The 18,385-nt window shown below is 37.8% G+C and carries 14 protein-coding genes; 3 read left to right on the plus strand and 11 right to left on the minus strand.

Annotated elements, in window-relative coordinates; all coding sequences use genetic code 11:
• The first annotated feature begins 47 nt into the window (after window positions 1-47).
• The 3 genes from P0Y49_14725 (at window position 48) to P0Y49_14735 (ending at window position 6,131) form a co-directional block, all read left to right on the plus strand.
• The gene (locus tag P0Y49_14725; GenBank protein ID WEK18047.1) at window positions 48-2,432 is read left to right on the plus strand and encodes a DUF2339 domain-containing protein; all 2,385 of its coding nucleotides are present in this window, start codon (window positions 48-50) and stop codon (window positions 2,430-2,432) included.
• Window positions 2,433-2,675: 243 nt separating this feature from the next.
• Window positions 2,676-4,862: a glutamine synthetase III gene (locus P0Y49_14730; GenBank protein WEK18048.1), complete on the plus strand. Its 2,187-nt coding sequence runs from the start codon at window positions 2,676-2,678 to the stop codon at window positions 4,860-4,862.
• A gap of 87 nt (window positions 4,863-4,949) precedes the next feature.
• Entirely contained in the window at window positions 4,950-6,131 is a 1,182-nt protein-coding gene (locus tag P0Y49_14735) for an AIR synthase-related protein (GenBank protein ID WEK18049.1), read from the plus strand.
• 28 nt (window positions 6,132-6,159) lie between these two features.
• Here P0Y49_14735 and P0Y49_14740 read toward each other — a convergent pair whose 3' ends face one another.
• The 11 genes from P0Y49_14740 to P0Y49_14790 form a co-directional block, all read right to left on the minus strand.
• The gene (locus P0Y49_14740) at window positions 6,160-7,104 is read right to left on the minus strand and encodes an SGNH/GDSL hydrolase family protein (GenBank protein WEK18050.1); all 945 of its coding nucleotides are present in this window, start codon (window positions 7,102-7,104) and stop codon (window positions 6,160-6,162) included.
• 55 nt (window positions 7,105-7,159) lie between these two features.
• Window positions 7,160-7,627 (minus strand): VOC family protein, encoded by a 468-nt coding sequence (locus tag P0Y49_14745; protein WEK18051.1) that lies wholly within the window; start codon window positions 7,625-7,627, stop codon window positions 7,160-7,162.
• Between the two features lie 184 nt (window positions 7,628-7,811).
• Window positions 7,812-9,974 carry a S46 family peptidase gene (locus tag P0Y49_14750; GenBank protein WEK18052.1) on the minus strand — a complete coding sequence of 721 codons (2,163 nt, stop codon included), beginning with the start codon at window positions 9,972-9,974 and terminating at the stop codon, window positions 7,812-7,814.
• Between the two features lie 86 nt (window positions 9,975-10,060).
• Window positions 10,061-10,951 carry a hypothetical protein gene (locus tag P0Y49_14755; protein ID WEK18053.1) on the minus strand — a complete coding sequence of 297 codons (891 nt, stop codon included), beginning with the start codon at window positions 10,949-10,951 and terminating at the stop codon, window positions 10,061-10,063.
• Between the two features lie 101 nt (window positions 10,952-11,052).
• Window positions 11,053-12,267 carry an AGE family epimerase/isomerase gene (locus P0Y49_14760; protein WEK18054.1) on the minus strand — a complete coding sequence of 405 codons (1,215 nt, stop codon included), beginning with the start codon at window positions 12,265-12,267 and terminating at the stop codon, window positions 11,053-11,055.
• 8 nt (window positions 12,268-12,275) lie between these two features.
• Window positions 12,276-13,211 (minus strand): DUF4434 domain-containing protein, encoded by a 936-nt coding sequence (locus tag P0Y49_14765; protein ID WEK18055.1) that lies wholly within the window; start codon window positions 13,209-13,211, stop codon window positions 12,276-12,278.
• The gene (locus tag P0Y49_14770) at window positions 13,208-13,900 is read right to left on the minus strand and encodes a GDSL-type esterase/lipase family protein (protein ID WEK18056.1); all 693 of its coding nucleotides are present in this window, start codon (window positions 13,898-13,900) and stop codon (window positions 13,208-13,210) included. Before P0Y49_14770 ends, P0Y49_14765 begins: the two co-directional genes overlap by 4 nt.
• A gap of 1 nt (window position 13,901) precedes the next feature.
• Window positions 13,902-14,576 (minus strand): GDSL-type esterase/lipase family protein, encoded by a 675-nt coding sequence (locus P0Y49_14775; protein ID WEK18057.1) that lies wholly within the window; start codon window positions 14,574-14,576, stop codon window positions 13,902-13,904.
• 33 nt (window positions 14,577-14,609) lie between these two features.
• Entirely contained in the window at window positions 14,610-15,926 is a 1,317-nt protein-coding gene (locus tag P0Y49_14780) for an MFS transporter (protein WEK18058.1), read from the minus strand.
• 34 nt (window positions 15,927-15,960) lie between these two features.
• A complete protein-coding gene (locus P0Y49_14785; GenBank protein WEK18059.1) occupies window positions 15,961-17,355 on the minus strand; it encodes a DUF5009 domain-containing protein in 1,395 nt (464 codons plus the stop codon).
• Between the two features lie 104 nt (window positions 17,356-17,459).
• Window positions 17,460-18,377 carry a DUF5017 domain-containing protein gene (locus P0Y49_14790; GenBank protein ID WEK18060.1) on the minus strand — a complete coding sequence of 306 codons (918 nt, stop codon included), beginning with the start codon at window positions 18,375-18,377 and terminating at the stop codon, window positions 17,460-17,462.
• Window positions 18,378-18,385: the final 8 nt, after the last annotated feature.

Consider the following 18,385-nt stretch of genomic DNA (forward strand, 5'->3'; position numbering starts at 1 on the left):
GACTTAGGTTTTTATTATCTTTAAATTGAAACCAATTTCTGCCCTCTATGTTTTTAGAAACAATTGTATTTATTCTCGTCGTTGTAATTCTAATTATTGTACTCCAATTAAAAAAGAATGTAGCTGAGAAACTTGATTTTTTATACCTTAAAATTGAACAACTGTCCGGTCAACTGGTCGAAAAAAATGTTACCATTGTTGAAAAGCCTATTGTAGAAAAACCTGCAAAACAAACCGTTCAACAAGAAGCGAAAAAATCTTTCATCCCAGATACACCGAAAGAAAAAATCAAAGCAGAACCAATTGTAATCTTTGAAGCAGAAAAAACTATCATTGAAGAAAAGAACACTGCAACTATTGGGACTGAACATTTGTCCCCTCCTCCAATTAAAACTTCTTCTTTCAGCGAGCGAAACCCCGATCTGGAAAAATTTATAGGAGAGAACTTATTTAATAAAATAGGAATTGTAATTCTGGTCCTGGGCATGGGGTTCTTCCTGAAATACGCGATCGATAAAGACTGGATCAATGAGGTAGGCCGCCTAAGTATCGGTTTCATTTGTGGTGGTCTTTTAATTGGACTTGCCCATAGGCTCCGCAAATCATTTTCGACTTTCAGTTCTGTACTGGTGGGCGGTGGTGTAGCCATATTATACTTTACAGTGACCATAGGCTTTCAGGAATATCACTTGTTTAGTCAAACACTAGCCTTTATCCTTACCATACTTACAACAGCATTTACCGTATTGCTGTCCCTCAACTACGACCGTAAAGAACTTGCGCTTTTTGCCATCCTTGGTGGCTTTGGCGCCCCCTTTATGGTGAGTACAGGTGAGGGCAATTATATTGTACTTTTCACCTACCTATTGACATTAAATATTGGAATGCTGGTATTGGCATATTATAAAAAGTGGGCAATCATAAATATTGTTTGCTATGCATTTACCATTATACTGTTTGGAGGTTGGTTAACTACCAAACTATTAATTACCGACGAGAAAACACCGCCATATATGGGTGCTTTAATATTTGCAACCTTATTTTATCTGGTGTTCCTACTGATGAACATCGTCAACAACATTAAAGAAAAAACAGAATTCAATGCATTAGAAATTGGAATATTACTTAGTAATACTTTTTTGTATTATACTGCCGGAATGTTGATTCTAAGCCATACCGGTGGAGGTAACTACCAGGGGCTATTCACCGCATTGATAGGTGTGATTAATCTGATCTTTGCATACACCTTATATAAAAATGATAAAATAGACAGGAACCTCATTTATTTACTAATTGGCCTGGTACTTACCTTTATCAGTTTGGCCGCTCCGGTACAGCTTAAAGGAAACCATATTACTTTGTTCTGGGCTGCCGAAAGTGTACTACTGTTGTGGCTATCGCAAAAATCCGGAATTACCCTCATCAAACAGTCATCAGTAATTGTACTGGTATTATTGACAATCAGCCTAGTAATGGACTGGCAGCAGATTTACAGAAGTGGTTTAAACCACGCAAACAATCACCTCAGCCCTTTGGTAAACAAAGGATTTATAACCGGCATCATGGTAGTCATCGCATTGATATTGTATTCAAAATTGCTTAAATCCGAAATCAAATCTATTCTATTTCGAGAAATTAAAATATCAAGAACTATCCTGGCTATTGCCGGAGTTATTATTGCCTACCTTGTCTTTGCCCTTGAATTAAATTATCAGGCATACTATTATTTCCCGCTAACAAGGATACTTGCTCTGGGTTGTTATAGTTATCTGTTTATCTCCATCCTGCTGATTGCTATACGCAACGAAGAAAAAGAAGAGTTTAAATATATTGTTGGAGCGCTAACCGCAATTTGCTTGTTGTGCTATCCCCTAATTTTTAATCCGGAAACCATCTTTTTAAGAAACAGTTACCTCCAGCTCCATACAAGCAGCCTAAACAATTACCTTTTCCATTACCTTCTGGTAGTTTTAATGGCATTCAGCCTCTATACATTATATAGGAATGAAAAACGCATAAACTCTCCGGTAGGCTTAGCAGCTTTACAGTGGTTTATCGCCTTTATTGTACTTTATGTAGCCAGTGCCGAGCTGGATCATTCTCTGGTGATGTCGCAATATGCAAAAGATAAATCCATAAGTGATATTCTCGACAATAGCCATAAAATCGGGTTTGCCATTTTATGGGGCTGTTTTGCTTTCATATGTATATATATAGGTATGCGATTTAAATCGAAAAATATTCGTATCGTCTCTATCACCATTTTTGCCATTACTTTACTTAAACTCTTCATCTTTGATTTAAGAGGCTTATCAGAGGGCGGCAAAATTGCGGCCTTTATATCATTGGGAATACTACTATTGGTTATCTCATTCATGTATCAACGTTTAAAAAACCTGTTATTAGCTAGCGACAAGAAAAAAAATGAGTAAATCACGTATTTGGACCATATTAATTTCAGTAATTGTACTCTGCGGGTATGCATCCTATCATATAGTAAAGGAAATGCAAAAGAGAAAAAAATGACTTTTTCACTAATTCCACATTATTTTACCATAAATTGTCTAAAAAATCAAATATTTCTTTGAATATCTACCGACATTCGTATTTTTACAAACAATTCATTGAAAACAACTGATAAAAAACCTATTTTTGACCAAACTTTAAACAAATAAATGAAAAGCTTAAGAACAATTGCATTAAAAGAGGCACAAACAAGAATTTCACCAGAGATAAAGTCTCCTTCGACTAAAATTTCTGAGTTTTTTGGCGTGAATGTTTTCGATAAGAAAAAGATGAAAGACTACTTATCAAAAGAAGTATTTCAGAAACTTATTTCATCAATTGACCAAGGTGAATTAATTAACCACGAAGACGCCAATCACATCGCAACAGCCATGAAAAGCTGGGCAATGAGCAAGGGAGCTACACATTATACGCACTGGTTTCAACCATTAACAGGTACAACTGCTGAAAAACATGATTCTTTTTTTGAGCCAAGCAGCGATGGTGCAATTGAGGTGTTTGCCGGTAGTGCATTAGTTCAACAAGAACCGGATGCTTCAAGTTTCCCTAATGGTGGTATCCGTAACACTTTCGAAGCCCGTGGTTATACTGCATGGGACCCTTCTTCTCCAGCTTTCATTATGGAAAGAAAAGCCGGTAAAACGCTTTGTATTCCAACCGTATTTGTTGCTTACACCGGCGAAGCCTTAGATTATAAAGCACCTTTATTAAAAGCACTTTCTGCTATGGATAAAGCCGCTGTTGATGTTTGCCAGTATTTTGATAAAAGCATCACAAAAGTTAATGCATCATTAGGTATCGAGCAGGAATATTTCCTGGTTGACCTTTCACTATACAATGCACGTCCGGATTTAGCTTTAACCGGCCGTACATTATTCGGACATATGTCTGCAAAAGGACAACAATTAGAAGATCACTATTTCGGGTCTATTCCTGAGCGTGTATTTACTTACATGGTTGACTTCGAAAATGAAGCATTGAAACTGGGTATTCCTTTGAAAACCCGTCACAATGAGGTTGCTCCTTCTCAATTTGAGTGTGCACCAATTTATGAAGAAATTAACCTTGCCATTGACCATAACCAATTGTTAATGGACTTAATGGAAAAAGTTGCTTTAAGACATAACTTTAAAGTGCTTTTACATGAGAAACCTTATGCAGGTATTAACGGATCAGGTAAACACAATAACTGGTCGTTAATTACTGATACTGGCAAAAACTTATTGTCGCCAGGTAAAACGCCTAAAAACAATCTGATGTTCTTAACGTTCTTCGTTAACACCATCAAAGCGGTACATGAGCATGCAGATTTATTAAGAGCAAGTATTGCTTCGGTAAGCAACGATCACCGGTTAGGTGCTAATGAAGCTCCTCCAGCAATTATTTCGATCTTCCTTGGTTCTCAATTAGATGAAATCCTTGACGAAATCGAATCTTCAAGAAGCATTATCAAGAAAGTAAAAAATGAAGATTCTTTATGGTTAGGTATCCCTAAAATCCCTCAGATTTCTTTTGATACGACTGACCGTAACCGTACTTCACCATTTGCCTTTACAGGAAATAAATTTGAATTAAGAGCAGTTGGTTCTTCTGAAAATTCCTCAGCACCAATGACAGTTTTAAATGCTATCGTTGCAGAGCAATTGATCAAGTTCAAAGTTGAAGTAGACAAATTGATCAAAAAAGGGGAGAAAAAAGATGTTGCTCTATTAACTGTATTAAAAAGATATATCAAAGAATCTAAAGATATTCGTTTTGAAGGTAATGGTTACAGCGATGAGTGGGCTGCTGAAGCTGAAAAACGTGGTCTATCAAACATCAAAACTACACCTAAAGCTTTAGATGCTTACGTTAGCGAAAAATCTACTGAGTTATTTACTAAACTAAATATCTTTAGTGCACGTGAATTACACGCTCGTCACGAAATCTTGTTAGAAAGCTATTTCAAAAAACTCCAAATCGAAGCCAGAGTAATGGGTGAAGTTACCAACAGCATGATCATTCCTGCTGCTATTGCTTACCAAAATACGTTAATTGAAAATGCTAAAGGATTAAAAGATCTTGGTCTTTCTGGTGACGCTTTGGCTACTCCGTTAACGATCATTAACAAATTATCTGAGCACTTAAATGTTGTTAAAACCAGCATTGATGCAATGCTGGAGCAACGTAAAAAAGTAAATACGATCGAGGATAGCCGTGATAAAGCAATTGCTTACGATGAGAAAGTTAAATCACACTTCGATACGATCCGTTACCACACAGATAAATTAGAGCAAATTGTCGACGACAGTGTATGGCCTCTACCTAAATTCAGAGAGTTATTGTTTTTAAAATAAACCAAACCACAATACTTTAACTATTTTTTAGTTTTATAACCTCTGTCTTAATTGGCAGGGGTTATTTTTTTCTATCTTTGCATCAACATGAGTGATAACAGGTACAACCAACGTGGCGTTTCTGCCTCGAAAGAAGATGTGCACCAGGCCATCAAGAATATAGATAAAGGTATTTTCCCACAAGCCTTCTGTAAGATCATCCCCGACATTTTAGGTAATGATGATGCATTTTGTAACATCATGCACGCTGATGGTGCGGGTACAAAATCTTCTCTGGCATATGTTTACTGGAAAGAAACCGGCGATATTTCTGTATGGAAAGGTATTGCTCAGGATGCTATCATCATGAACATTGATGATTTGATTTGTGTGGGTGCTACAGATAATATCCTCCTGTCATCAACTATTGGCCGTAACAAAAACCTGATTCCAGGCGAAGTAATTGCAGCCATTATCAATGGTACAGAAGAGATCCTTGCCGAACTACGTTCACAAGGTATTTCTATCTATTCTACAGGTGGTGAAACTGCCGATGTAGGTGATTTGGTACGTACAATCATTGTAGATTCTACAGTAACTTGTCGTATTGAGCGTGATAAAATCATCAGCAATGACAATATACAGGCTGGTGATGTGATTGTTGGATTATCTTCTTCAGGACAAGCCAGCTATGAGACTGAATACAATGGTGGAATGGGTTCTAACGGATTAACTTCTGCGCGTCATGATGTGTTTGATAAATCTATTGCTAATGCATACCCTGAAAGCTTTGATCCCGCTGTACCTTTTGACCTGGTATTTTCAGGTGGCAAAAAACTAACTGATAAAATTAAGATTGATGAAAATACAGAAGTTACGGCAGGTAAACTGGTCTTATCTCCTACCCGTACTTATGCGCCGGTAATTAAAAAGATATTAGAAGGTTACAGAAGTCAAATCCATGGTATTGTACATTGCAGTGGTGGTGCACAAACTAAAGTGCTTCATTTTGTAAACAATGATGTACACATCATTAAAGATAATCTATTCTCTGTTCCGCCTCTATTTCAATTGATTCAGGAGCAATCAGGTACAGATTGGAAAGAAATGTATAAAGTCTTTAATATGGGTCATCGTATGGAACTTTATGTTCCTACAGAAATTGCGGAAGATATCATTGCGATTTCTAAAAGTTTCAATATTGATGCGCAAATCATTGGTCGCGTAGAAAGCTCCGCTCAAAAGCAAGTTACCATTAACAGCGAAAAAGGGAATTTCATTTACTTCTAAGTAAAAAGCAGACCTATAAATAAAAATACTACTTTATTAAGCTGCTGATTTGTTCATCAATTTCAGCAGCTTTCTTTTTAGCCTCCTCTAGTGGTAGTCCGGCCTTCATTGGGCGCTTATGCCCCGCAGCTGTTAACCAGGCGTCTTTCATCATCGATTGTTTTAGGGCAACCAACTTAAACAATTCTTCCTTTTTAGAATGTTTAATTACAGCCAGCACATCAGTCCCCGAAACAACCTGTTTTTCACCCATATAAAGCAACAACTCCTTCGCCATAATCCAATGTCCCACCTCAGCAGGATGTACACCATCAGCGGCTAAGTAGAATCCATTAATATTAAAAGCTGCATCAATCTTCCTATGTGCCTCCAGGTACTTCTTCATCGGATAATGTATATCAGCAACCTCCCATCCGGCAGTTTTTTTCTGACCAAGTAACCAATCTGCATACCGATCCAGCACAACCGCATAACCTTGCTTTCCTCCTCTCAATTCATCATAAATTGGTGGTGTAACATGAATAATTCTTACACCGGTACCTGCAACCTTATCATGCAACCAGTTTATACCTGCCTTAAACTTTTCAAAGCGTTCCTGATCAAAAGGCATATACAATCCATCATTCATCCCATAGCAAGCAAAAACAAGATCTGGCTTGGTAACTTCCAATACCCTATCCAAACGCTCATGAAGATCAGGCCGGGGAAACTTACCTCCGGCATGTCCTGGCTCAGACAATCCGGCAACCGTTTCACTAGGTAGTCCCATATTGATAAACTCCATTTTGCGATCTGGGTAATTTATGGCACAATAGGCTTCAATATCCGTAATATATTGGCCGGCATAAGTGATGCTGTTCCCTAAAAAAAGTATCTTTTTAGTTCCTGCAGAAAATGGTTGTGCATTTGAAACGCTTGCTAAAAAGAACAAGATCAGTAATACAAATACCCTTGATGTAATGAATGATTTCATCTTCCTAAATTAACACTTTAGTGCTATTTAGAATTAGCTATTAATTCAGCTATTTTCACTTATAATCATCATTAACTTCAAGCCAATGTCCATCAGGATCCTTAAAATAAATTTGTTTTATCCCATCCACCCTTTTGGTTATCGTATTATGGGCACCTGCCCAATTTTCGAAATTAATCTGCTTTACCTTCAATTTTTCCGCAAACTCATCTACAGAAGCTACACTAAAACACAAATGATCGTTCTTCTCATGTACCACGTTGCTTTTCGCCCCCTGAATTAAATGCAAATGGCCAGCTGCGCCAATAGAAAACCAGGTATGCCTGCCATCTTTAAATGGCTCTGGAATAATCTCCAGGTCAAATACAGTTTGGTAAAAATCAGTAGCGACTTTTAAGTCTGCTACATATACTGCAATGTGATTTAAAACCACTGTATTTTTCTTCTTTTCTGTTTGTGCCATAGCGCTTTGAAAGGGTGTCAATATAATGGCTAATAATGCGGTTAATATAAATGCTTTCATAATCTAAAATCAAAAAAATCTTCATCATTTAAAAATAACCAAATTAAACAAAAAAAAAGGCCAGACAATCATCTTGCCTGGCCACCCTGCTTTCTAAAAAATCACGCTCTCAGAAAGAGCCTCAGCATTCTTTCGAGCTTTTTCTGCGAGAATTAATGCAACTCTTGAAGAAGGCGGTTATTTTTTACTTAACAATTTTCAACTCATTAATAAGATTCTTCGCTCCACCCAACACATCAATACACCACAACACATAGCGAACATCAACACTAATCGTACGTTTAAATTTCTTATCAAAAGCGATATCACCACTCATAGCCTCCCAGTTGCCATCAAAAGCAAGACCGATCAGCTCACCATTTCCATTGATAACCGGAGAACCAGAGTTACCACCAGTAATGTCATTGTTAGTAATAAACCCAACAGTTAATGTACCATCATTACCATACTGACCAAAATTCTTTTTATTATAGTTTTCAATCAGGTTTGCAGGCAAATCAAACTCACTGTCTCCCGGAATATATTTCTGCATAACCCCCTCAATTGTAGTTGTAGTTTTATACACGATGCCATCTTTTGGAGAATAATCCTGAACATTTCCATAAGAAAGACGCATGGTAGAATTCGCATCCGGATACATAATTTTACCAGCATTCTTTTCTAAAATTGCGTTCAGATATAAATGATCCAATTCTGCTTTTTTCTTCTCAAAATCAGCTACCAATGACCCGAAATTAGTCTTAACATATTCAGCTGGGATAACATTTAAAGCATACTGGTAGCCCGGATCATTAGTTACTGCATCAGCAGAAGGATTTGAAGCAATAAATGCTTTCAATTTCGCAGGTTTTATAAAATTACTATTTTCCCAAAGGTAATTCGCAAATTTCTCAAAAGTAGCTTCCGGAGTTCCAGACCAATATTTTTCAGCAATTTCTGCAAAGAATTTAGGCTGCGACTTAACCGGAACATCTTTATAGAATGAAGTAAGAATCTGCGCAAAGATCTTCTTGTCGGCAGCTTCAGTATACGTTTCATCATAAGTAGCTACTGCAGTAGCCAGATTACCTTGAATTTGCTTAACATAAGCGGCATCATCCTTTTTCTTAGTCAAGCTGATTAAAGCTTTACCTATACCAGGTGCATTGGCAACCCATTGAGAAGCCATAAAACCTTCATTGATGTAAGTACGTTGTACAGAAATAGGATCGATCTCTTTATAAATCTGATCGTACTGCTCCATTAAACCTGCAAACTCTGTTTTTTGTGCAGCCCATTGTGTAAAGGATTTCTCTTCAGCTCTTTTAGCATCTGCCACTTTTAAGCGTTTTAATTGCTCTGTTTGTCCGATAAAGTATTTCCAGTAATTTGCAATCTGCGCATATTTCGAAGATAACTTTAAACGCAAACTTACGTCTTTATCCATTTCCGCCTTCCATGCTTTTAAACGGATATCGCGAAGTTTAACAATTGTTGGATTTACTTTCTCCGTAGCCAAATCAACTCCATAAGAAGTCAGGTACCTATCCGTACGACCGGGATAACCGTAAACAATTGAAAAATCGCCATTTTTTACCCCTTTAATAGAAATCGGAAGGAACTTCTTAGGCTTGTAAGGAACGTTCTGAACATTATATTTTGCTGGTTGGTTACCTGTTGATGAATATACACGGAATACCGAGAAATCACCTGTTTGACGTGGCCATTCCCAGTTATCTGTATCACCACCAAATTTACCAATGCTTTGAGGAGGTGTACCTACCAAACGAACATCATCAAAACGTTCATAAACAAAAAGGATAAACTGGTTAGATTTATAAAAATCCTTTACATTGGCTTCAATTGAAGGACCCGTTATGGCGGCCTTGGCAATCTCATTAAAAACCTCCGTCATTTTTGCTTCCTTTTCAGCTCCTTTCAGGCCCTTAGTAGCTTGGTCAACTTTAGCAGTAACGTCTTCCATTCTTTGCAAGAAGCGGACAAACAACCCATTGATAGGTTTTTCCTCTCCATAATTCTTTGCATAGAAGCCATTATCTAAAATGTTATTCTGAGGCGTAGAATTAGAAGCGATAGCATCATAACCACAATGGTGATTGGTAAAGATCAAACCTTTATCTGATACAATCTCACCTGTACAAAAGCCGCCAAAATGAACAATTGCGTCTTTTAAACTGGAACCATTTGCATTATATAGGTCTTTAGCAGTCAACTTAAAACCTTGCTTTTTCATTTGCTCATAGTTCTTACCTATCAGCATCGGGATCCACATCCCTTCGTCTGCCTTCACCATGTTGGCGAAAGACAATAACATTACGCACAACAGCAGATAAACTGTTCTTTTCATATGATAATATATTAGTTAGTGTTATCGCAAAGTTAATAATGATAAATCAAATGTACTCATCCCCAATGTATAATTATATGATTGGATTAATTTGCACTCCCATACAGGCTAATGGTTTCAGCCCCTATCTCCTGTTCCTTCTTACTAGAGCTAACATTGATATACTTCTCATCCGGACAACGCATGTCTGTAAACCTATATTTATGCATCGGAACCTGAACAACTTTTCCATCATGCATCCTAAATAGTTTTGTTTCTTTCCAAACTGCCTTTTCCACACGTGTTCCGGTAGGTTGTGCCGGCTTTCCTTCATTTCTAACCTGATCAATAGCATTAACCCGCTTAAACTCTCCGATCTCGTTCATCCTATATCCGTCACTTTCAAAGTCCGATTCAAAACGCTTTCCCGCCCCCTCAACAATAAACTTCAGTTTACCATCACCTACAATCTGAATCGACATGCTCACCTTCTCTCCGGGATACCAATAAAATTCCTTTTTGGCCGGAGCATCCTGCCACCTATCCTTTTGCCCGGTTTTCGGGTACGCTGCCCTCCTAAAGAATGGACGAAATGCTTTTCTTTCCGCACTAACTTTCCCATCTTCCTCCCTGATCACTGCCCAGGTCAGGCCTACATCAGTTTCCTGCCCGTTCATACTTCCCCCCATATAAATAGATGGATTATCTAGAAACTGCCCTGGTTTATGTTCATTTCGTCTTGAGGTATCAAATGTTATTTTTGGCAATACAACAGTTCCTGCAATGCCTAACCAAATGTCTTTACTAGACACAACCTTTCTATAATAAGCACCATTAAAACAAGGTTTGCTCTTCTCAGGTTTCACCTCATTTTCAAAAAAAGAATAAGCTCCTTTCGGAATTGTATCATTAATTGCAATAGACTTTGGATAATGATGATTCGCATAAAGCAATGCAAAAATGGGAGGAATCACCAACCCAAATAATAAGTTCTTCATATCATAAAAATTGTTAGGAATAAAAATTATAAGAAAAAAAATGGCTAAGCATCATGCCTAGCCACCTTGCTTTAGGAAAAAATTACCTTTTCCGAAGAGACCTAGGAAGTTTTGCTCTCCTTCAGGGCAAAAGGTTCCAGACTCAGAGGAGAATGGTTATTTTTTATTTTATCAAATGTTCTGTTCACTTGAAACAAAGCTCTGGGCACATGAAAACAGCATTTCCATTTACCACCTTTTAAAGGCAATAAAACCTCACCCCGTCTGTTCAAATAAGCAAACCATTCACCATGCTCCGGATCTCTAAAACGTTCCCAGGAATAATCATGTAGCTTTTCAAACCATTCCATACATTCTGCTCTACCAGTCAACTCATAACCTTTAGCCATACAAACCAGCGCTTCCAGATGTACCCACCATAATTTCTGATCCCATTCCAATTGTTGTACAGGCTGATTTTTTATATCCATAAAATAGAAAATACCGCCAAACTCTTTATCCCAGCCATAATCAAGTGTATGAAGGGCAATTTCTGTAGCCTTTTCTATTAATTGCTGATCTTTTAAACGAACACCCAAGTCCATCATAAACCACATGGCTTCGATGGTATGTCCCGGATTGATCAGCCGACCATCAAAAGAATCAGAAAAAGAACCATCTACATTCACGTTTTCCAGAATCAATCCACTGTCTTGCTGATAAAAAACATCCATCACTTCATGGATCACTGTTTTAAGCAAATCATCAACGGTTTTTTTATCAAGCAAATGCTCCATCTCCAGTGATAAATTACTCAGGATCATCGGCAAAGCGAAGTTCTTAAGATTGCGTGTTCCCGGATAAGCTTTATTGTATTCTCCTTTGGGATTAGCCTGACGTTTTAAGATATTATAAAAAGTATCCTTTGCAATCCTGGCGTATTTCTCCTGCGGATCAGCTTTATAAAGCGCTGCAAAAGCCATACTGGCAAAGCAATCAGAGAAAATATTGTAAGGCTGCACCAATGGTTTGCCATATTGTTCCAATGAAAAATACCAGTTCCCTTCACTATCCCGACCATGTTTTTCTATAAAATCGGCTCCATGCTTAGCCATTTCTAACCACTCCGGTCTGGCCTCCTGCTCATTATATAACGTAGCAAAAGTCCACACTTCCCTGGCCTGCAGCCACATAAATTTATCTGTATCAAACACGTTTCCAAAACGGTCCAGGCAATTAAAATAGCCTCCACCCACTTCATCTTTCGAATGTTTCATCCAAAAAGGAATCACATTATCTATTAATTCCTGCTCGTAAATTTCACTGTAGTTCTTCATCGCGTCACTCAAATTGTTAATCCTAGGTATTCTTTATATCGGTTAAATAAATGGCCTGCCTGCATATATGCAGACTGTGGGCTCATAAAATGTGAAAACTCAAATGTAATGGCCTTATCGTACCCGGCCCTTTTGGCGGCTTCCAGTTTCAACCGCAATTTCTCGAACTTTATTGGCAGGAACTTGATCGGCATATCCCTATCAAAACTCTCCGCATTTGTCCAGCACTGCAGCCCATACTGATCAGCAATCTTTTTATTTACGGCAAAAAAATCATCCAGCTCATGATAGTCAATATGACCATCTTGAAAAGCTACCGCGTCAACGGCGCCCCGTATTCCATCAAATATTTCTCCCCATTCCTTTTCGTGTTCCTGTAAAGAAACAGCATCCTGCTTGGTCAATTCAGATGAAGCAGCCATTACTGCCTTTTTACCATCTATCCATGGCGAAATAAATGTAGGCAAACCACCACTCACATCTTTACATTGCTGCCCAAGTGTCCTAAATGCTTCCGTAGCCCCTTTGGTCCTTCTGCTGATCTCCATGCTCAAATACCAACCACCAAAGCTTTTGTAATGCCCATATTGCTTCCATACCTCATCAATTACATAGCGATTGGAATCTATTTCATGCTGGAGGTTTCCCGTATCCCAGTATTTACCACTATCATACAAACCGAAGTAAAACTTCATGTTATACTTATCAGCCAGTTGCAAAAACATTTCTACCAAATCCACTGGCGGGCGATAACAGCCAAAGCTGTCTTGCAAGTAAGTTGATGGGTAGGTAATAAAGCGACGGTAGCCGCTTCTAATCATAATTACAGTATCGATCCCCACAGACTTCATGTGCGCAAAATCTCTATCCCATTCTACCCTACCCCAATTTTGATGGGGAATATCGTGCGAAATTTCGTCTATAAAAGTTCCTGTTATTTTCATAAATATTTTAATTCTTTTAAATAAGCTACCCAATCAATATAAGCGCTTGCTTTAAGGTGTACACCATCGATGGTCATCTCCTTTTTTAAATTTCCTTTGTCGTCCTGAAACAAAGGAACTATATTGATATAAGTAATCTTTTCTTCCTCTGCCAACTGCTTAATTTTAGCATTCAACACCGGCACCATTACATTACGTCCCTTAGTATAATCGGCTGTAGTCATTTCTTCATTTATTGGCAAAGCACTTTCGATATAAATCCTGGTTTTAGGTGATTTTGCCTTGATCATTCTGATAATCCTTTTATAATTATAAATACTTACTTCATAAGGTAATTTCCTAAACAGATCATTAATTCCATCCATCAAGAAAATAGCCTTCGGTTTAGCCGTCAATATCTCATCCATGCGAGCCAAAATGCCGAATGAATTGTCACCACCAATCCCACGATTAACAATTGGGTATCGACTATTGGATAAGATTTCCTGCCACTCCCCCCGCTCGGTAATACTGTTGCCCAAAAACACAATTTCATTCTTAACATGAGGCATCTTTTTAAAATACTCCATACGTTGTAAATAATATGAGTTGGCATAATTGCTGTCAATCTTCACTTCTTTTTGTGCATTTGCAACCATTGTTATGCCTAGCAAACCACAAGTCGCAATAAATATTTTAGTACGTTTCATTTTACAGTGCTTTGATTTTCCTTAAATAATCGGCCCATTGAATATAGGCTACCGGCTTTAAATGAAGGCCATCTATACTTAATTCCTTTTTTAATTCGCCATCAGGTCTGGCAAATACCTCATACAGATTTACATAATTCAGCTTTTCCTTTTCACAGATCACTTTTATCTGGTTGTTTATTTCAATAATCGCCGGATTAGATAATTTGGCATAAGATGCAGGAAGCATTGCCTTATTTACCGGTAATATGCTTTCCACATATATTTTTGTAGCAGGCGATTGCGTTTTAATCATATGGATCACTTTCCTGTAATTATTCAAGATAATCTCTTGAGGAATCCCACGTTTCATGTCATTAATTCCAATCAGTATAAAGATCTTGTCAGGTTTCGATGCCAAGATCACATCCATCCTTGCTATTGTACCAAAAGTTACATCACCACTGATTCCCCTATTTACCACATGCTTATTGGGAATAAGCTCCTGCCATTTCCCGCCCTCGGTAATGCTGTTGCCTAGAAAAACAATTTCATTTTTCTGCTTAGGCACTTTTTTAAAAAATTCCAGTCTTTGTAAATAATGACCATTGATATAACTGCTGTCTATTACAACTTGCTCTTGTGAGCTACCATAAAAAGGCAATGCGAGTAATATTCCAATAAAAAGTCCCTTCATTATAAACCTATTTAAATTAATCATATAATTATTTTAAGCGATAGCCTCTTCTATAGCAGTATTCATTTCTTCCTCTGATTCTTTTTCTACAGGCATTAGTGGCACCAGCCAGGTCACCAGAAAAGCCGGAATTGTTGCGATCAACACCCAGATAAAAAATTCCTTATAACCTAAATAGTCGCTCAGCAAACCACTGATCATGGAAGGAATCATAAAACCTAAATTCATTAAGCCACTTCCAAAAGCATAATGCGCCATTTTATATTTACCAGGAGCAATATTCTGCATCATAAACAGAATCAGACCAACAAACCCATACCCGTACCCAAAATATTCTATAGCCACTGCCGATGCGATGATATACATATTCTGAGGCATGGTTACAGCCAGAAAAGCATAAGCTGCGAATGGCAGGTTAAAAAAGGTACACAAAATAAGAAGCGTTTTTTTGGTTAAACCTTTATTCGAAACGTAATAACCAGCAACGATAGATCCCAATACGAAAGCTATTGAGCCAAAAACACCATACAGCAAACCAATTTCAGAAGTACTTAAACCCAATCCACCTGATTCTCTGGATGCTTTAAAAAATAAGGGAACAATTTTAATGGCTTGTCCTTCTGCAAAACGATAGAAAACGATGAAACACAGACTAAACCAAATGTTCTTTTTTTGGAAAAAAGTGATGATTACATCCTTCAAAGTAGCAAAGCCCTCCTGAACAGAGCTAACTTGTTTAGCTTCATTCCCTGAAGGAAGGACATTCATATTATATACCCCAAGCAAGACCATAATAATCCCATAGGCGAACATAACCACCATCCAGGCATTATGAATACCGATTTCCTTTTCCAACTGTCCAGCCATATATACCAAAACACCGCCAGATAAAACCTTTGCAATGTTATAGAAAGCTCCTTGCCAACCTACAAATTTGGCCTGCAGCTTTGGGCTCAGCTCGTTTAAATACACACCATCAGCAGCTGTATCATGAGTGGAGCCACTAATGGCAATTATCGTTAAAATGGCTATGGAGAAACTGAAAAAATGGTCCATCTGTAAGGTTAAAGCCAAAAGCCCAAACAATAAACCCGTAAAAATTTGGGTGGTATAAACGAAAAACTTCTTTGTTTTATACATTTCCAAAAATGGTCCCCAAAGCGGTTTGATCGTCCATGGGAACATAATTAGTGAAGTCCAGAAGGCAATTTGCGTATCAGAAATCCCCATGTTTTTATACATGATAGAACTTGCCCCCGATAGTGCAACAAAAGGTAATCCCATAGCAAACCAAGTAGTTGGTATCCAAAAGATGGGATTTATGGTTTTCTTCGTTTTAAGTTTTGACACAATATTGTTGATTTTATATGATTAGTTTGGTCGATTAGGTTTTCCAGAATAGTTTGGCACGAGTGCAATACAAGGTAATTAATGACACCACTCCGGTAAATATTAAGCCCCTTAAAAATCCTCCAGCAGGTAAACTTGCCACGCTGTCCAAATATACATCAGTGCCAGTAAGCTTCAATAAAGGGATCAGGAATAAGTTTCCGGCCGTATAGGCTACCATAGGGTTTTTGCCATTATTACCCAGATAAGTGATTATAGCTGAGAAATAGCCCAACCTTTCAAAAATGGTGAAAGACAACAGTACCAGGAAAGCCAATCCAGTGTTTACAAAATAATAACTAAAAGTAGATATATCTTTTTTAATCCCCCCCTCAAAAGCTTCAAAAAACAAACCTAAGATGAGTAGATAAACTCCTGCATTTGCAAGTTTTGTAAAGAATGTTTTATCGCTTCCTTCATTTAGTCCTTTTAATCGTTGCAGCAACAATAACGATAATGCTCCTGTAAGCAGAAGATTGGGTACCAGCCATCGCATGTATAAGCAAACCACATTACAGATCAGCAATAGCCAGCATAAAGCACCTACACTTAATAGTTTTGCTTTAGCCCCTGCAATCAAATCCTGAATCGGCGAAGCACTTCTATTTAGCAACCATTCTCCCGCGAACGTCCCAGGTAATACAATAAATAGATATTTAAGGTAATACAATTTATACATCCAAGGTAAGGGCGACCAGTTAAAAACGGCACTATTCCAGGTTCCGGCATCCTTAGCTGTTAATAATATTGCCATGAGCAGGGGTAGGATACCAATCCTTAATAATGGTTGATTGCGTGTAAGCCACCAGATTAAGGTTCCAAAAAAAGCCATATTGGCCAAGACGATAATGATGATATCACTAGAGCTTAAACTAAATCCATTTTTAAATGGATAGAGCATTAAAAATGTAGCAGCCAAAGCAAAACCAACGATTTTAATACCAGAGGAAATCGCTTTATTCTTTAAATTATTAAAGCGTGCATACATCAGAAAAAGCACAAAGAAACAGCCAATAGAAAGCAAATGCTCTTTCCATCCTGCCGTACCACTCATTACCCAGGCACGTGCGTAAAAGGTAAACAAGGCAAATACAACCAACAATAGATACCGTTGAACAACCTGTAAGACTGTCTTTAAAACTGACTGTTCCTCTAGTTTCTTTTGCAATGCTAGTGGGATAGCGGCCCCCATCGTAAACAAGAAAAATGGGAACACCAAATCTACCCAGGTTATTCCAGGAACTTCTGGTTTAAAAACATGGTAAGGTGGCGGCACTTGTGCATGGTACATCCATGCAGGTAAAATCCCAAAGGAAATACTGCTCGATAAAACCATCAGCAATATGGCCAATCCCCTAAGCGCATCTAAAGCTTCTTCTCTTTTTTTCATCACCGTTAAAATGCTTTTACTGCCCTTTCACCAGCCCGCAAAGGCTGATGAAAAAGCAAGCAAAAGTTAATTTTAAAAATAGTTTCAATTATGTGTGGTGTGTCTTATTTTGTAACTACAATGGTTAATGTTTTAACCACCGCTTCTTCACCAAGGTTATTCACATTTTTACCGACGAATGTGACTGTGTATTTACCTTCTTTAGTAAATGTATACTTGTAGTCTCTCATCGGCTTCAGATAATCCTTAATTCCAACACCAACATCAGGCTTTGTTGCATTTGGTAAAAAAGCACGGCTTACCGCCCAATCCTCACTAGGCAACAACGTACTATTTGGAGCAAAAATCATGAATGGTGCAACATTTTGAAAAGTCCATTTATTTACTGGATTTACAACATCTATAGCAATCCATTGCGGAGACTTTGCTGTAGCAATATCTGTGCGTCTGCCATCCGTTGCAATATTATATAAATCGAAACCGTGAATCCTCCATGTTTTACCTCCCAAAGCAGCTGTAGCACTTTCCCAACCCTCATATTTAAAGGCAAAATAGATAGGTGTATTTGAAACCGGAAGATCTGATATATCTACTTCAGAATCCTGTTCAATTGGCCCTACGGATCCACCTGTATAAGTACTTAATTTAACCCTATTGGTAATTTCTTTCCAGGTTGCCGCCTTTAAGCCCTCTACAGTATAAGTATCATTGAAGTTTGTGGAATACCAAAACGTCAGGTTATTGGTTTGACTACCATAAAGTGCTTGCGTAGATATTCTTAATTTTAATTTAGAATCTTCCGACTCAATTCTATCTTTAAAGCGATACTCTTTCCCCGGCTCACCTGAATAGAAAGAGATCAGGTCAGCATAACCACTTATAGAAAATGTTACAATTTCGCCTACTTTATATTCTTGTTTTGCTGTATTTACATTAAAGGTTGGTTTTTCAGGTTCAGATTTCTGACAGGCAACCATAACAGGCAATAATAAAACGCCTAAAATATATTTTAATTTATTCATGATATTTG

Origin of the sequence: Candidatus Pedobacter colombiensis (assembly GCA_029202485.1) — a bacterium.
Lineage (GTDB): Bacteria > Bacteroidota > Bacteroidia > Sphingobacteriales > Sphingobacteriaceae > Pedobacter > Pedobacter colombiensis.